This window comes from Pseudomonas defluvii (assembly GCF_001695625.1).
GTDB lineage: Bacteria > Pseudomonadota > Gammaproteobacteria > Pseudomonadales > Pseudomonadaceae > Aquipseudomonas > Aquipseudomonas defluvii.
In genome coordinates this window covers 1-16,095 of record NZ_MBPN01000015.1, presented here as the reverse complement: position 1 = coordinate 16,095, position 16,095 = coordinate 1, and the positions used below count along the sequence as shown (strand labels likewise).

Here is a 16,095-nt window from a genome sequence, read left to right as displayed (position 1 = left end):
CGATGCCTCGTCCACGGGTACGCCTGGGAGATCTTTCGGTAGGGTTCGTACAGAGCCTGGAGGAAACCGTCCGCTACCTCGGCCACGACCCCGCGCCTCTGCTTGCGCACTATGGCCTGGAGCCGGCGCGCCTGGCCGAGCCATGTGCCCGGCTGTCGATACCGCGCTACATGCACCTGGGCCATGCCGCCATCACCCTCACGGGCAACCCGGCCCTGGGCCTGCACATGGGCCGCCTGAGCCGCCTGAGCCAGACAGGCCTTGCCGGGGTGACCGCAGCCCAGGCGCCCACCGTCGGCGAAGCCGCTCGCACCCTGCTGCGCTTTGAACCCCTGTATGCCGCCAACTACCGCGGTCAGTCGACGTTTCATGAAGACCCGCAAGGTGCCTGGCTGCGCTTCTACTCGATCAGCCCATACAACGCCTACAACCGCTTCGTGGTCGACTCACTCCTGGCGGGCTGGCTGGCGCAACTGTCGAGCGTGGCGGGCATGCCGCTACACGCCGAACGTATCGATATCGAATTCGAGGCCCCAGCTTATGCCGAGCAGTATCAGGGGTTGTGCCTGACGCCGGTTCATTTTGCTGCCGAGACCAACCAGCTACGCCTGAACCGTAACCAGTTGGAGTTGCGCAACAGCACCCACTGCCCCAGCACCTGGCAGCACCTGTTGCAGTTGTGCGAACTTGAACTGGAACAGCGCACGCGCATTCGCAGCCTCAGCGAGCGCATCGTGCAACTGCTGGGGCCGCTGCTCAGCGGTGGGCATGAGCCGGACCTGGAAGAAATCGCCAACCGTCTGCAGCTTCCGACCTGGACGCTACGACGCAAACTGGCTGAAGAAGGCACGCAGTTCCGAACGATTCTGAACGACACGCGGCGCGACCTGGCGATGGCCTACATCCGCGATACGGAGCTGGCCTTTGGCGAGATCGCCTACCTGTTGGGATTTGCTTCGGCAGAGGCCTTCCAGCGTGCATTCAAGCGTTGGAGCGGCGTTACCCCTGGCGACTTCCGTCGCAGTCAGCGGCGCACTGCCTAGAGCTCTGTAGCGTCATCTGCAGGCTCTGGCAGATCGAGTTCGTAGGCGTTGTAGTCGAGAAGCTCTTCTTGATAGTCGTCCATTGTCTGCTCCGTTTTTCTCATTCATCTCATTGATTCGTCATTCACCTTAAAGTTGCGCAGTGACGAAAAAATGACAAGACCGCTGTTTGAAATAAACGTAGCAGACGCCGGACGATTTATCCGCGCCGCCTACTGAACCGGTTGCTCCGCACTCACCGTAGGGTTGACCGCAGGTGTCGGCTCACTGAGTGCAGGCGCGAGCGGAGCGGCAGGCACCTCCTGAACCGTGATTGGCGCGGCCTCAACCGGAGGGGCAACAGGCTTCGAAGCTGCACCGTCATCGACTACCGGCGTGGCAGATGGCGCGGCGGGCGGCGCAGCGGGTGCAGGCGCCAAGGGAGCAGGCTCAGGCACGCTGGCTGCAGCTGGCGGTGTCGGGGCCTGAGTCGGGGCCGGCGCCGGGTTGCTTTCCGGCACACCCAGTTCAACGGCTGGCGCAGCCGCAGGCGCCGGCTCTGGTGCGTGCTCTGGCGCCTTCTCTGGCTCAGTCGCCTTCTTCTGTGGCTTCTTCTGCTCTTTGGGCAAGAAGCTCTCAACCAGCGCGAAGTAGCGCTCATAGAACTTGGCCGAGGTTACGGTCTCGCTGGCCACCTTGACCATCGAGTCGTCGGTAGAGCCAATCGGCATCGACACCGAACCCAGCACACCGACACCAAGGCTGGCCGAGGTATTGGATTTTTTCAGCGCATAGCGGTCTTGCAGGGCGTTGGCGAACATGGTTGAGCGCTTGGCGCTGCTGTTGTCAGCCGCACAGACCACGTTGAAGCTGATCTGCATATGAGTGTCGCCAGTCTGCTGGAAACTCTTGTTACCCGTGACCTGACCAGCACTGCTGGTAGTGATGATGTAGCCCTGACTGAGCAAGGCACGCCGCGCAGCTTCGCACGAACCGGCCTCGCTCACCGGAAAGCTGCGCGAGAAGGTGCCCGAATCGTCGAAATTCTCGTGTTCGTAAATGGCGGCTTTTTTCGAGGAGCAGCCGGAAACACCCGCCAGCACTAGGGCCAGCCCGAGCGCACCAAAGACGGTTGACTTTGACATTGCAAATCCTGGGGAGAACGTTCGGCGCCTATTGTGCTACACATCGGCGCATCACTGAAGTGTCGAGGCAAGATTGGGCGGTAAATTGCCCGGAGACGCCTTTCGAGATTGAAGCAGTGACCCAAACAAAAAAAGCGACCCTAAGGTCGCTTTCTCTGTTGCTTCGAGGAGTTCAAGGGCCTCGAAGCGGATATGGCGCAGCGGACGGGACTCGAACCCGCGACCCCCGGCGTGACAGGCCGGTATTCTAACCGACTGAACTACCGCTGCGTATCGCACAGACTTTCGTCCGTTTGAAACTGGGATCTGGCCTGAAGGTTTCGGTACCTTCCGACCTCAAACCGGCTGTTAAACCGATCTGGAGAAAAGTGGCGCAGCGGACGGGACTCGAACCCGCGACCCCCGGCGTGACAGGCCGGTATTCTAACCGACTGAACTACCGCTGCGTATCGCACAGACTTTCGTCCGTTTGAAACTGGGATCTGGCCTGAAGGTTTCGGTACCTTCCGACCTCAAACCGGCTGTTAAACCGATCTGGAGAAAAGTGGCGCAGCGGACGGGACTCGAACCCGCGACCCCCGGCGTGACAGGCCGGTATTCTAACCGACTGAACTACCGCTGCGCATATGGACTTGCGTCCTGTTCCTCTCAATTAGGTGCCTTCTTTCAAAAGCGCCTGGGTCAGGAACATCTCAGGAAGTGGTGGGTGATGACGGGATCGAACCGCCGACCCTCTGCTTGTAAGGCAGATGCTCTCCCGGCTGAGCTAATCACCCGTGTGCTTCGCTGAGGTGGCGAAATTTACGCAGGTATCGAACCTAAGTCAATACCCCTGTTGAAGTTTTTTTAAAAAACCGCAAAAAAGTTGCTTCACCCTTAAGCGACAAGCTGCCCGCAAAAGCAGAAACCGCCGTGTACCTCATGAAGCGCCCAGCGTAAAACCTGTTACTGGTAAATCATCTTCTTGGTCATGCCACCGTCGACCACGAACTCCTGCCCAGTAACAAAGCCGGAATTCTTCGACAACAGCCAGGCCACCATAGCCGCCACATCCTCTACCGTCCCTACCCTGCCCGCCGGGTGCTGAGCATGGTCGGATTCCGTCAGCGGTTCGGCGCGGCGCTGGGAGGGGTCACGGGCATCGATCCAGCCCGGGCTGACGGCATTGACCCGGATCTCCGGGCCAAGGCTCACCGCCAGGGCGTGGGTCAAGGCCAGCAAACCGCCCTTGCTCGCGGCATAGGCTTCGGTATCAGGCTCGGACTGCGCCGCCCGGGTCGAAGCCAGGTTCACGATAGCGCCACAATGCGCACGCAGGTAAGGCGCACAATGCTTGGCCAGCAGCATCGGCCCACCCAGGTTGACCGCCAGCACACGGTTCCAGTGTGCAAGGCTGAGGCTTTCCAGGGTCGTGTTGTGAGGGTCGGCAATGGCGGCATTGCACACCAGTGCATCAAGCCGGCCGAACTGGCCCAGCACCTCGGCCACACCGACGGCGACCTGGGCCTCATCGGCGACATCCATGGCAACGAACCAGGCATTGTCACCCAGCACTTTGGCGGCCATGGAGCCACGCGCACGGTCAAGGTCGGTCAGCACCACCTGCCAGCCTTCACAGATCAGCCAGGCAGCAATGCCAAGGCCAATCCCCCGTGCCGCACCGGTGACCAGTGCGACACGACCGTTATGGCTGCTTTCGGGGGTTGACCAGTCGATCACAGCGCCGCCAACCCGCGGGCCAGATCGGCCTTGAGGTCAGCCACATCTTCCAGGCCGACCGCAACACGGATCAGACTGTCGCGGATACCGGCCGCCTCACGCTCCTGCGGCGACAGACGACCGTGCGAGGTGGTGCCCGGGTGCGTGATGGTGGTCTTGCTGTCGCCCAGGTTCGCGGTGATCGAAATCAAGCGGGTGGCATCGATGAAGCGCCAGGCTCCTTCCTTGCCGCCCTTGACCTCAAAGCTCACCACCGCGCCGAAGCCCTTCATCTGACGCTCGGCCAGCTCATGCTGCGGATGGCTCTTGAGCCCGGCATAGTGAACCTTCTCGATGCCATCCTGCTGCTCCAGCCATTCGGCCAGTGCCTGTGCGTTGGCACAATGGGCACGCATCCGCAGGTTGAGGGTTTCCAGGCCCTTGAGGAAGATCCAGGCATTGAAGGGGCTCAGCGACGGGCCTGCCGTACGCAGAAAACCCACCACTTCCTTCATCTGCTCGGCGCGACCTGCAACCACACCGCCCATGCAACGACCCTGGCCGTCGATGAACTTGGTCGCCGAGTGCACGACAATGTCGGCGCCCAGCTTCAGCGGCTGCTGCAAGGCCGGCGTGCTGAAGCAGTTGTCGACCACCAGTTGCGCGCCCTTGGCATGGGCCACGCTGGCCAACGCGGCGATATCCACCAACTCGGCCAGCGGGTTAGACGGCGACTCGACGAACAGCAGCTTGGTATTGGCCTTGATCGCCGATTCCCAGGCAGCCAGATCCGTCAACGGCACATAGTCAACCTGCACACCGAAGCGCTTGAAGTACTTCTCGAACAGGCTGATGGTCGAACCGAACACACTCTGCGACACCAGCACATGATCGCCAGCGCTGCACAGGGCCATCACCGTCGAGAGAATGGCCGACATACCCGTCGACGTCGCAACCGCCTGCTCGGCGCCTTCAAGGGCGGCGATGCGCTCCTCGAAAGCCCGAACGGTCGGGTTGGTGTAGCGCGAATAGACGTTGCCCGGCACATCACCCGCGAACCGCGCGGCGGCATCAGCCGCCGTACGGAACACATAGCTGGAGGTGAAGAACAGCGGGTCGCTGTGTTCACCTTCCGGCGTGCGATGCTGACCGGCACGTACGGCCAGGGTATCGAACGCAACCCCTTCAAGGTCGCTGTCGAGGCGCCCGGCATCCCATTCCTGTGTCATGCCGCTGCTCCCACTCAGTTGTTGTAGAGGTCGATGATCGCGCTGACCGCTTGATTCTTGACCTTGGAGGCGTCGTTACGCGCCTGCTCGATCTTCTCGAGGTAGGCTTCGTCGATATCGCCGGTCACGTACTGGCCATCGAACACCGCGCAGTCGAAATTCTCGATCTTGATCTTGCCGCCGCCCACTGCGTCGATCAGGTCCGACAGGTCCTGGTAGACCAGCCAGTCGGCGCCGATCAGGTCAGCGACGTCCTGAGTGGTGCGGTTGTGTGCGATCAACTCATGAGCGCTCGGCATGTCGATGCCGTAGACGTTAGGGTAACGTACCGCTGGCGCCGCCGAGCAGAAGTAGACATTCTTCGCACCCGCTTCACGGGCCATCTGAATGATCTGCTTGCAGGTGGTGCCGCGCACGATCGAGTCATCGACCAGCATGACGTTCTTGCCACGGAACTCGAGCTCGATGGCGTTGAGCTTCTGCCGAACCGACTTCTTGCGCGCGGCCTGGCCGGGCATGATGAAGGTACGACCGATGTAGCGGTTCTTGACGAAACCTTCGCGGAACTTGACGCCCAGGTGGTTGGCCAGTTCCAGCGCAGCGGTACGGCTGGTGTCGGGAATCGGGATGACCACATCGATGTCGTGATTCGGGCGCTCGCGCTGGATCTTCTCGGCGAGCTTCTCACCCATGCGTAGGCGAGCCTTGTAGACCGAAACGCCGTCGATGATCGAGTCAGGACGCGCCAGGTAAACGTGCTCGAAAATGCACGGCGAGTATTTCGGATTGGTCGCGCACTGACGGGTGTGCAACTGGCCATCTTCGGTGATGTATACCGCTTCGCCCGGCGCCAGGTCACGAATCAGTGTGAAACCCAGTACGTCCAGCGAAACGCTTTCGGAGGCGATCATGTACTCGACGCCTTCGTCGGTATGACGCTGACCGAAGACGATCGGACGGATGGCGTTCGGGTCGCGGAAGCCGACAATCCCGTAACCGGTGATCATGGCCACTACGGCGTAGCCACCACGGCAGCGATTGTGAACATCGGTGACGGCAGCGAAGACATCTTCTTCAGTCGGCTGCAACTTGCCACGCACCGCCAACTCATGAGCGAAGACGTTCAGCAGCACTTCCGAATCGGAACTGGTGTTGACATGACGCAGATCGGATTCGTAGATTTCCTTGGCCAACTGTTCGACGTTGGTCAGGTTACCGTTGTGCGCCAGCGTAATGCCGTAAGGCGAGTTGACATAGAACGGCTGAGCCTCGGCCGAGGTCGAGCTGCCCGCAGTCGGGTAGCGCACATGACCAATACCCATATGCCCCACCAGGCGCTGCATGTGGCGCTGCTGGAACACATCACGCACCAGGCCATTGTCCTTGCGCAGAAATAACCGGCCATCATGGCTGGTCACAATACCGGCAGCGTCCTGGCCGCGGTGCTGGAGGACGGTTAGCGCGTCATACAGCGCCTGATTGACGTTCGACTTACCGACGATACCGACGATGCCACACATGCGACGCAACCCCTACTTAATGAAACTGGACTGAACAGCACTCAAGGCGTCTTGGGCCCCAGGAGCTGCTCCTTGAACGGGAGATCAACCGGTGCGCTGATCCCGCTGGCGAGCCACTGGCTGGTAAACCCCAGAATAAGGTTTTTCGACCAGTCAGCGACCAATAGAAATTGTGGCAAAAGCCGGGACTCCTGCCACCACGGATCCTGTTGTACCGGCCCCAGGCTCAGCAGCCCGACCGCCACGACAACCAGCAAGCCACCCCGCGCGGCGCCGAAGGCCATGCCGAGGAAACGATCGGTCCCGGACAACCCGGTGACACGAATCAGCTCGCCGATAATAAAGTTGATCATTGCCCCCACCAGCAAGGTGGCGACGAAAAGAATGGAGCAGCCGGCGATGACGCGGGCCGACGGCGTCTGGATGTAGCTTTCCAGGTATTGCGATACACCGCCGCCAAACATCCAGGCCACAGCCCCGGCGATGATCCAGGTAAGCAGCGACAAGGCTTCTTTGACAAAGCCGCGCTTCAAACTGATCAGCGAGGAAATGGCGATAATCGCGATGATCGCCCAGTCGACCCAGGTAAATGCCACGGTGCTGCCTGCAAACGGATAAGGCGGCGCATTTTACCAGAGCGATGAGCTATCGGTAAGCGGTGATTTGCCGTCCGGTAACGACCGGACGGCAAGGCTTAGCTGCGTTCTGGCTGAAAACGAACGACAAAGCCCTTGAGCTTGTGCTGACGCCCCAGCAGATCACGCAAGCGCTCAGCCTCGGCACGTTCGATCAACGGCCCGACAAACACCCGATTCATGCCGTCAGAGGAACGAATATAGGCGTTGTAGCCCTGGCTACGAAGGGTTTTCTGCAAGGTATCGGCACTGGCACGGTTGGACAGGCTGGCCAACTGCACCGACCAACTGACCGGCAGGCCGTTGACATCGACCTTGCTCGGCGCAACCGGCTTGGCCGCTGCAACAGCCGCAACCGGAGCAGGCGCAGGTGCCGGCTTACTCACCGGCGGCGCCGCTGGCGCGACCGACTTGGGCGCTGTGGGCACCGGCACGGGCGTAGAGGCCGGCGCGGGAGCAGGCGCTGGCACAGGCGTCGATACCTGTGCGACCGGCGTACTCGGGGCCGATAACGCAGGCACCTGTTGCACTGCAACCGGCTCATCAGGCAACGGTTGTGGCTCAGGCACCTGCACCGGTTCAACCTGAACCTGCGGCAAATTCGGCATGCCAGGCGCTTCCGGCGCCTCGACCTGCACCTGACGCAACTCATCCTCACGCGAGAACAACATGGGCAGGAAGATCACCGCCAGCGCAACCAACACCAATGCGCCGACCATACGTTGCTTGACGACCTTATCCAGCGACGCCATCTACCTCGTCCTCCTTGGCCTGCCGAGCGAGCCACTCAAGGGCTTCACCGACACAGAAAAATGATCCGAACAGCAGGATTTCATCATCTGCCGTTGCGTGCGCACACTGCCCTTCAAGGGCCGCTGCGACACTTGGATAAGACTGCACGTTCGCACCAAGATTCTCTAGCGCTACCTGCAACTCGACAGCCGGTCGGCTACGGGCGCTCTGCAGCGGCGCCACCGCCCAGCCGTGAACCTGCTTGCACAACGGTTCGATAACGCCCGCCAGGTCTTTGTCACTGAGCAGGCCAAACACCGCCAGGCGCTTGCCTTCAGGTGCTCGCGCCGCCAGGCGCTGAGCCAGGTATTGCGCTGCATGAGGGTTGTGCCCCACGTCCAGCAGAATACTCAGACGCTTGCCCTGCCAGGTAAACTGCCGACGGTCCAGACGACCGACGATCCGGGTAGCCTTCAAGGCAGCGATGATCTGCCCGGCATTCCATGGCAAATCCAGCAACAGGTAAGCCTGCAAGGCCAGCGCCGCGTTTTCCATCGGCAGGTCAAGCAACGGCAAGTCCTGCAACTCGACTGCATTGCCGCGCGCATCAACGCCGCGCCACTGCCAATACAGGTCAGTACTGGACAGATCGAAGTCACGACCACGCAGGAAAAACGGACAGGCCAACTCACGCGCCTTATCCAGCAAGGGCTGTGGCGGATTGAGATCACCACACAAGGCCGGCTTGCCCTGGCGGAAGATCCCGGCCTTTTCAAAGGCGACCGATTCGCGGGTATCGCCCAGCCAGTCGGCATGATCGACACCAATACTGGTGACAACAGCAAGGTCGGCATCGACCAGATTGACAGCATCCAGCCGACCGCCCAACCCGACTTCCAGCACAACGGCATCCAGCGCCGACTGCCGGAACAGCCAGAACGCCGCCAGCGTACCCATCTCGAAGTAGGTCAGGGAAATGTCGCCACGGGCGGCCTCGACCGCCACGAACGCCTCGCACAACTGCGCATCGCTGGCCTCGACACCGTCGATCTGCACGCGCTCGTTGTAACGCAGCAGGTGCGGCGAGCTGTAGACACCCACCTTGAGCCCCTGCGCCTGCAACAGTGCCGCCACGAAGGCGCAGGTCGAACCCTTGCCGTTGGTGCCGGTCACGGTGATTACCCGTGGCGCCGGCTTGCCCAACCCGAGCCGCGCCGCAACCTGTTGCGAGCGCTCCAGGCCCATGTCGATGGCCGACGGATGCAACTGCTCCAGGTAGGCAAGCCAGTCGCCAAGGGTACGCGAGGTCATACCGTGGCTGGCGCCGGCGGAACAACCACAGGCTCGGCAACCGCAGCAACGATCTTCGGCGTCGGCAGCCCCATCATCTGGGCCAGCAGCGTGCCCAGACGTGCACGCAACTCCTGACGCGGAATGATCATGTCGATGGCGCCGTGCTCAAGGAGGAACTCGCTGCGCTGGAAGCCTTCTGGCAGCTTCTCACGTACGGTTTGCTCGATGACACGCGGGCCGGCGAAACCGATCAGCGCCTTGGGCTCACCAACGATCACATCCCCCAGCATTGCCAGGCTGGCAGAGACGCCGCCATACACCGGGTCGGTCAGCACCGAAATGAACGGAATGCCTTCTTCACGCAGACGCGCCAGCACGGCCGAGGTCTTGGCCATCTGCATCAGCGAGATCAGCGCTTCCTGCATGCGCGCACCACCGGAAGCCGAGAAGCAGACCATTGGGCAACGGTTTTCCAGGGCATAGTTGGCCGCACGAACAAAACGCTCACCGACGATGGCACCCATCGAGCCACCCATGAAGGAGAACTCGAAAGCACTGACCACAATCGGCATGCCAAACAGGGTGCCGCTCATGGAGATCAGCGCGTCTTTTTCGCCAGTCTGCTTCTGCGCACCGCTCAGGCGGTCCTTGTACTTCTTGCCATCACGGAACTTCAGACGGTCCACCGGCTCCAGGTCGGCGCCCAGCTCGGCACGGCCTTCGGCGTCGAGGAAAATGTCCAGGCGCGCCCGCGCACCGATACGCATGTGGTGATTACACTTCGGGCAGACATCCAGGGTCTTTTCCAGCTCCGGACGATAAAGCACCGCTTCGCAGGATGGGCACTTGTGCCACAGCCCTTCAGGCACGGAACTTTTCTTCACCTCGGAACGCATGATCGAAGGGATCAGTTTGTCTACCAACCAGTTGCTCATGCTTTCTTTCTCCAGTAGCGGCGACCGCAGACAGCGCACTGTCGGGTCACGCGTATGCCCTTGAGCCAATTCGTGTTTATAAGAAGGTGGCGCGGACCCGCGAGGTCTCGCGTCGATCCCGCACCCCATTCACTCTTTACAGGCGATGCCACAGGCACCACCCGGTAATTTCGACCGGCCTTGCGGCACAGCCAGGCAGCATCAGGCTGCGATAGCTATGGACGATGGCCCGCCGCCAACCGTCACATCCGCGTATCACGCCTGACGCACCGCACGTAAAAACGCTTCGATACGGGCCGGGTCCTTGATCCCCTTGGCCTGCTCGACCCCGCCACTGACATCCACCGCATAAGGCCGAACCTGGGCAATGGCCGATGCCACGTTGTCTGCCGTCAGGCCGCCGGCCAGGATCACCGGCTTGCTCAATTTCGCCGGCACCAACGACCAGTCGAAAGACTCACCCGTACCACCCGGTACGCCCGCCACGTAGGTATCAAGCAGAACCCCGCTAGCGTTGTGATACCGGCGGCAACTGGCTTCCAGGTCGTCCCCCGGGCGCACCCGCAGTGCCTTGATCCAGGGCCGATTGAATCCCTCGCACTGCTCAGGCGTTTCATCACCATGAAACTGCAACAGGTCCAGCGGTACGGCGTCGAGAATTTCGTTGAGTTCACAGCGGCTGGCGTTGACGAACAAGCCCACCGTGGTAACAAACGGTGGCAACGCGGCAATGATCGCTCGCGCCTGATGCACATCAACCGCCCGCGGACTCTTCGCGTAAAAGACCAGCCCAATGGCGTCAGCGCCCGCCTCGGCCGCTGCCAGCGCATCTTCTACACGGGTAATCCCGCAGATTTTGCTGCGAACTGCTGACATACTCGGTAAAACCTCAGCTGAACCGGAAAGCACCGGATGTTAGCAAATGACTTGCCGGTCGTCAGCCGCCAATGCTTCGAAGCCGGTCAGGAAGTGCGGACCGATAAAACGCTCAGGCAAGGCGAACTCTTCGGGGTACTCGACCTGTACCAGGTACAACCCGTAAGGATGGGCCGTAACGCCCGCACTACGGCGGTCACGACTTTCCAGCACGTCTCGCGCCCAGGCCACCGGGCGTTCGCCCGCGCCAATGGTCATCAGCACGCCTGCAATATTCCGAACCATATGGTGCAGGAAGGCACTGGCGCGAATATCCAGCACAATCATCTTGCCGTGACGGGTCACGCGCAAATGATGGATTTCCTTGATCGGCGACTTGGCTTGGCACTGCCCCGCACGAAACGCGCTGAAGTCATGCGTCCCGACCAGGTACGCAGCCGCCTCGGCCATACGCTGAACATCCAGCGGACGATGGTTCCAGGTCACTTCCTGCCCCAGGTGGGCCGGACGGATCTGATCGTTGTAGATCACATAGCGATAGCGCCGGGCCGTGGCCTTGAAGCGCGCATGAAAATGCGCCGGCATCTCCTGCGACCAGGCAACGCTGATGTCATGGGGCAAGTTGATGTTGGCGCCCATGACCCAGGCCTTGCTACTGCGCACGACCTGAGTGTCGAAGTGCACAACCTGGCCGCAACCATGTACGCCGGCATCGGTACGTCCTGCACAGACCAGGGAAACCGATGAGTCCGCCACCTTCGACAGGGCTTCCTCAAGCGTTTGCTGCACGCTCAATACGCCGCTTCGCTGACGCTGCCAGCCGTGATAGCGCGAGCCTTTGTACTCGACGCCCAGGGCAATTCTGAAAAAGCCTTCGGCCGCTGCTTCGGCGGCCGCGTTATCAATGATGTCCAAGGGGATACAACCTGTCGATTTACGCAATGGCGGGGAGTATAACGACAACGGCAGCCACCAGGGCTGCCGTTGGACTTGCAGGAAAAGACTCAGGCCAGTCGCGAACGCATTTCGCTGGCTTCGCGGCGCTGCTCCTGATCACCCTCCTTGACCACTTCATCAAGAATATCGCGAGCACCTTCATTGTCGCCCATGTCGATATACGCCCGAGCCAGATCCAGCTTGGTCGCTACCTCATCGGTGCCAGCCAGGTAGTCGAACTCGGGTTCGTCATTCAGACTGGCGGCATCTTCAGCGGTAAACCGCGGCGCGACCGGCGGCAGCTCGAAACCCTGCGACAGCTTGTCGAGCTCGGCATTGACGTCCTCCAGCTCGGACGCAAAGCTGGCGGAAGCCGCATCCGAATCCCCCGACACGCTCAGGTCGAAATCATCAGGGAAGTCCAGATCACCCAAGCCTGAAAGCTCTGGCAGGTCGGCTTCAAGCCCTAGCGACTCATCAAATGCCGCCAGTTCAGCCTCGATATCCCGAGGCGCCTGGGCGACCGAAGGCGATGGCTGATCACCCACATCCAGGTCGAAATCAGCCAGGTCATCCAGTGGCTCGGGCTCGGGTTCAGCTTCGACAACCACTTCAGGCACTGCTGCAGGCTCCGGCTCAGGCTGCGGCGTTGGTTCAGGTACCTGCGGTGCGGCCACCTGCTCCTGCAGCACCGAATCAAAGCTCAGATCATCTTCAGTGTGCGCAGCTACCTGCTCGGTCAACTCCGGCACAACGGCCTCTTCGACACCCGTGGCATCCGCCAGGTCCAACCCCTCCAGATCATCCAGGCTCAGGTCAAAGGCATCACCCAGGTCATCCTCAGGCACCTGCGGCGCAACCTCGGCCGGTGACTCATCCTGGAGCAGTTCCTTGACGTACTGTGCGTCCAGTTCTGCAGCAAGGGCAGCCGCACCACCTGCAAGGGCGACCATCGCCGGGAAGCGGCTCTTCAGCGCTTCAACATCGGCGTGATTCTGCCCCGTGGCGATCAGTTGACGCTCATGACCGGTAAAGGCATCGCGATCACCTTGGCGCGCGTAGACCTCCATCAACTTCAAACGCAGATCGCTGCGCTGCGGCGCTTGTTCAACCGCTGGTTCAAGCAACTCGGCAGCATGGTTCAAACGACCACGCGCAATGCTCAAGTCAACCTCAGCCAACAGGGGGTCTACTGGCTCAGCCACAATTTCGGGCTCAGCGACCAACTCTGGCTCATCCTCAACCACTGGAGCAGCCTTCACCACTGGCTTCGGCTCAACGGCTTTCGGCGCAGGCTCTACCGGCGCCTGTTCAGCGGCCGTGGCCGCCGCTGCGGATGCAGCCACCACGGCAGGAGCCAGCTTGACGCTTGGCGCCGACACTTCCAGCCCCTCGAAGCTGCTTTCCGGCAGGTCCAGGTCAGGCCCCAACTCGGACTCTTCAGCCAGTGCACGTGCCATGCGCAGGTGCTTTTCCGCCTCCTGCTGGGCCTTGCGCTTACGCGCCAACAACAGCAAAAGCAGTAGCAACACCAGCAACGCCGAGCCTGCGATCAGTGCCAGCAGCAGCGGATTGCCCAACAGATCATCCAGCGAAGTCTTGGCTGCCTGCGACTCTACCGGCGCGGGCGCGGCATCGGTCGTAGCGGGCGCAGGCGTGACGACAGGGTTGGTCGCCGCCGGCTGCAATTGTGCAGCAATCACCGGCTGCTCCGGCGCCGCATTCGCTGCAGGCTCTGGAGCGGCTGCGGCCTGAGCCTCAAGCCGAGCCAATTGATCATTTTTCAGCTGAATAAGGCGCTGAAGCTTGTCCAGCTGGCTTTGCAGGTCCGCCATGCGCTCTTTCAGCTCGGCGTTATCGCGGCGGCTGGTGTCGAGGCTTTCCTGAGTGGTTGCCAGCTTGTCAGCCAGCGCCTTGTTGCCCGAAGCCCCCTTGGCGCCAGGCGTCACCAGACGCAGGTTGTCCTGCTTGACGATACGGGCGGGTGCAGTCTGAGCCTTGACGCGGTGCGTGGCGTCCAGTTGACGCGCGCGCGGGCCCAGACGGCGCCCCTCACGCCAGGCCGCATACTGCTCGGCCACTTCCTTCACGGCCTGCGGCTGGGGTGTGCCCTGAATCTGCTGGGCGTCGGGCAGGCGCAACACCTGGCCCGTCTTGAGCTGATTGATGTTGCCATTGATGAACGCATCCGGGTTCAGGGCCTGGATAGCCAGCATGGTCTGCTGCACCGAACCGCCCTGACGCGCCTTGGCGGCAATTTCCCACAAGGTGTCACGGCGAACCGTGGTGTAGCGCGCCGGCGCGGTCACCGCAGGGGTCACTGCAGCCGCCTGCGCCGACTGGGGCGAGAACTTCGCCTGATCGATCAGTACGCTGTAGTCACGCAGCAAGCGCCCGTTGGGCCACATGACCTGAACAAGGAACTTGACCATCGGTGCCGGCAGCGGCTGACTGGAGGTCACCCGCAGCACACTTTTGCCGGCCGGATTGATCACCGGCGTGAACGTCAGGTCATTGAGGTAGCCCAGGCGCTCCACACCGGCCTTGGCGAACTCTTCGTTCGGTGCCAGGCTCGGCGCGATTTCGGCAGCGGTCAGGTCACGCACATCGAGCAATTCGATTTCGGCATACAGCGGTTGGTTCTGCGCCGACTTGAGGGTCAGCTCGCCCAAGCCAAGGGCATGCGCCATACCGGACGACAGCGCCGACGCGGCAGCTATTGCTAACACCAGTTTGCGAATTCGAAGCATGACCTCATCCTTTGTGTGAGCCTTCCCCGGCAACCGAGAAGAAGTGAAAAACTGCCCTTGGGCATCGACCGGCATTGAGCTGCGAGCCATGTTTGCAACCTGCCCCGCAAGCGCCCAGGGGCCGCTCACTTCCAGCAATCCAGAATCTTTATGCAAAGTGTTGCCAAGTATCTTTTACGCAAGGTCTTTTATCAACAATTCCGCCAGTTGCACTGCGTTCAAGGCCGCGCCTTTGCGCACATTGTCCGTAGTCAGCCACAGGTTGAGTTGCTCGGCTTCGTCGATACCTCCACGCACCCGCCCTACATAGACCACATCCTGCCCCACCGCGTCACCGACCGGCGTTGGATAGTCACCGGCATCGACCAGCTCCACGCCCTCTGCCGACTCCAATGCAGCATTGACCGCCGCCAGATCAACCGCCGTACGACTGTGCAACGACACACTGTAGCTATCGCCAAAAAACACCGGGACTTGAACGCAGGTCACGGAAATCTTGAGCAAAGGCAAATCCAGCAGCTCACGCAGCTCGGCCACCAGACGACGCTCCAGCACACCGTGCCCCGCATCATCACTGGCACCGACCTGAGCCAGTAGATTGAAGGCCATCTGCCGGTCGAAGAAGCGTGGCTCCAGTGGACGTGCATTGAGCAGCTCAGCCGTCTGGCGAGCCAGCTCGTTGACCGCCTCACGCCCTTGGGCCGAAACTGCCAGGCATGCGGTCAGTTGCACACGCTCCAGCTCCAGCAAACCTTTGAGCGGTGCCAATGCCACCGCCAGCGCCACCGCGGCGGCACTCGGGCTACGCAGTTGCTTGGGCGAGGCCAGGCCGGCAATCAGGGCGGCATTGGCTTCTGGCACGACGGCAGGCGCCTGCTCGGCCGACAAGGCGCCGGACAGGTCGATCACCGCACACCCGGCGGCCTGTGCTCGCGGCGCAAAACTCAGGGTCACGGTCGGGCTGGCGGCAAAGAACGCCAACTGGACCTGACTGAAATCAAACGCATCCACCTCGCGCACGCGCAGGTTCTTGCCACGGTAGGCCACCGAGCTGCCGGCCGACTCGATGCTCGCCAACAGGTGCAACGTACCCAGCGGAAAATCGCGCTCCTCAAGAATCTGCACAAGGGTTTCGCCGACCGTTCCGGTGGCGCCGATCACGGCAATATTGATGGGTTGGCTCATGAAAAATCCTCTGCGGGTACGGCGGGAGCGGCACTTTACTTGGATTCTGCCCCAAGGGACACCTCAAGCGGGCAGGAAGCAACCTCGACCAATGTGACTGAAAACAAAAAACCCGCGCTGTCAGACAGCGCGGGTTTCG

General features: G+C 61.4%; 13 protein-coding genes and 4 tRNA genes. 1 reads left to right on the top strand and 16 read right to left on the bottom strand.

All coding sequences use genetic code 11. The features are described 5' to 3' along the window. The first annotated feature begins 2 nt into the window (after nt 1-2). Nucleotides 3-1,043 carry an AraC family transcriptional regulator gene (locus tag EKA13_RS06425; protein ID WP_065758569.1) on the top strand — a complete coding sequence of 347 codons (1,041 nt, stop codon included), beginning with the start codon at nt 3-5 and terminating at the stop codon, nt 1,041-1,043. 212 nt (nt 1,044-1,255) lie between these two features. Here EKA13_RS06425 and EKA13_RS06420 read toward each other — a convergent pair whose 3' ends face one another. From EKA13_RS06420 to EKA13_RS06345, 16 genes are all read right to left on the bottom strand, one after another. Further along, nucleotides 1,256-2,167: a DUF2242 domain-containing protein gene (locus EKA13_RS06420; RefSeq protein ID WP_065758568.1), complete on the bottom strand. Its 912-nt coding sequence runs from the start codon at nt 2,165-2,167 to the stop codon at nt 1,256-1,258. Between the two features lie 193 nt (nt 2,168-2,360). Then, a tRNA-Asp gene (locus tag EKA13_RS06415) sits at nt 2,361-2,437 on the bottom strand. 99 nt (nt 2,438-2,536) lie between these two features. Beyond that, nucleotides 2,537-2,613 (bottom strand) — tRNA-Asp (locus EKA13_RS06410). Between the two features lie 99 nt (nt 2,614-2,712). After that, nucleotides 2,713-2,789: transfer RNA gene (locus tag EKA13_RS06405), tRNA-Asp, on the bottom strand. Between the two features lie 78 nt (nt 2,790-2,867). Further along, nucleotides 2,868-2,943 (bottom strand) — tRNA-Val (locus EKA13_RS06400). 169 nt (nt 2,944-3,112) lie between these two features. Further along, a complete protein-coding gene (locus EKA13_RS06395; RefSeq protein ID WP_065758567.1) occupies nt 3,113-3,886 on the bottom strand; it encodes an SDR family oxidoreductase in 774 nt (257 codons plus the stop codon). After that, a complete protein-coding gene (locus EKA13_RS06390; RefSeq protein WP_065758566.1) occupies nt 3,883-5,094 on the bottom strand; it encodes an O-succinylhomoserine sulfhydrylase in 1,212 nt (403 codons plus the stop codon). Before EKA13_RS06390 ends, EKA13_RS06395 begins: the two co-directional genes overlap by 4 nt. 14 nt (nt 5,095-5,108) lie before the next feature. Continuing rightward, nucleotides 5,109-6,614 carry an amidophosphoribosyltransferase gene (purF, locus tag EKA13_RS06385; protein WP_065758565.1) on the bottom strand — a complete coding sequence of 502 codons (1,506 nt, stop codon included), beginning with the start codon at nt 6,612-6,614 and terminating at the stop codon, nt 5,109-5,111. Nucleotides 6,615-6,655: 41 nt separating this feature from the next. Then, the gene (locus EKA13_RS06380) at nt 6,656-7,210 is read right to left on the bottom strand and encodes a CvpA family protein (protein ID WP_065758564.1); all 555 of its coding nucleotides are present in this window, start codon (nt 7,208-7,210) and stop codon (nt 6,656-6,658) included. A 98-nt stretch (nt 7,211-7,308) separates the two neighbouring features. Continuing rightward, complete coding sequence (locus EKA13_RS06375) at nt 7,309-8,001, bottom strand: SPOR domain-containing protein (RefSeq protein WP_065758563.1); 693 nt, start codon at nt 7,999-8,001, stop codon at nt 7,309-7,311. Continuing rightward, nucleotides 7,985-9,292: a bifunctional tetrahydrofolate synthase/dihydrofolate synthase gene (gene folC / locus EKA13_RS06370; RefSeq protein ID WP_065758562.1), complete on the bottom strand. Its 1,308-nt coding sequence runs from the start codon at nt 9,290-9,292 to the stop codon at nt 7,985-7,987. The genes EKA13_RS06375 and folC overlap by 17 nt, the downstream gene beginning before the upstream one ends. After that, complete coding sequence (gene accD / locus EKA13_RS06365; RefSeq protein ID WP_065758561.1) at nt 9,289-10,209, bottom strand: acetyl-CoA carboxylase, carboxyltransferase subunit beta; 921 nt, start codon at nt 10,207-10,209, stop codon at nt 9,289-9,291. The genes folC and accD overlap by 4 nt, the downstream gene beginning before the upstream one ends. A 255-nt stretch (nt 10,210-10,464) precedes the next feature. Beyond that, the gene (locus tag EKA13_RS06360) at nt 10,465-11,085 is read right to left on the bottom strand and encodes a phosphoribosylanthranilate isomerase (protein WP_065758560.1); all 621 of its coding nucleotides are present in this window, start codon (nt 11,083-11,085) and stop codon (nt 10,465-10,467) included. A 39-nt stretch (nt 11,086-11,124) separates the two neighbouring features. Further along, nucleotides 11,125-12,006: a tRNA pseudouridine(38-40) synthase TruA gene (truA, locus tag EKA13_RS06355; RefSeq protein WP_065758611.1), complete on the bottom strand. Its 882-nt coding sequence runs from the start codon at nt 12,004-12,006 to the stop codon at nt 11,125-11,127. A gap of 83 nt (nt 12,007-12,089) precedes the next feature. Next, complete coding sequence (locus EKA13_RS06350; protein WP_065758559.1) at nt 12,090-14,771, bottom strand: motility hub landmark protein FimV; 2,682 nt, start codon at nt 14,769-14,771, stop codon at nt 12,090-12,092. Nucleotides 14,772-14,945: 174 nt separating this feature from the next. Next, on the bottom strand, nt 14,946-15,956 hold the full coding sequence (locus EKA13_RS06345; RefSeq protein ID WP_065758558.1) for an aspartate-semialdehyde dehydrogenase: 1,011 nt from the start codon (nt 15,954-15,956) through the stop codon (nt 14,946-14,948). Nucleotides 15,957-16,095: the final 139 nt, after the last annotated feature.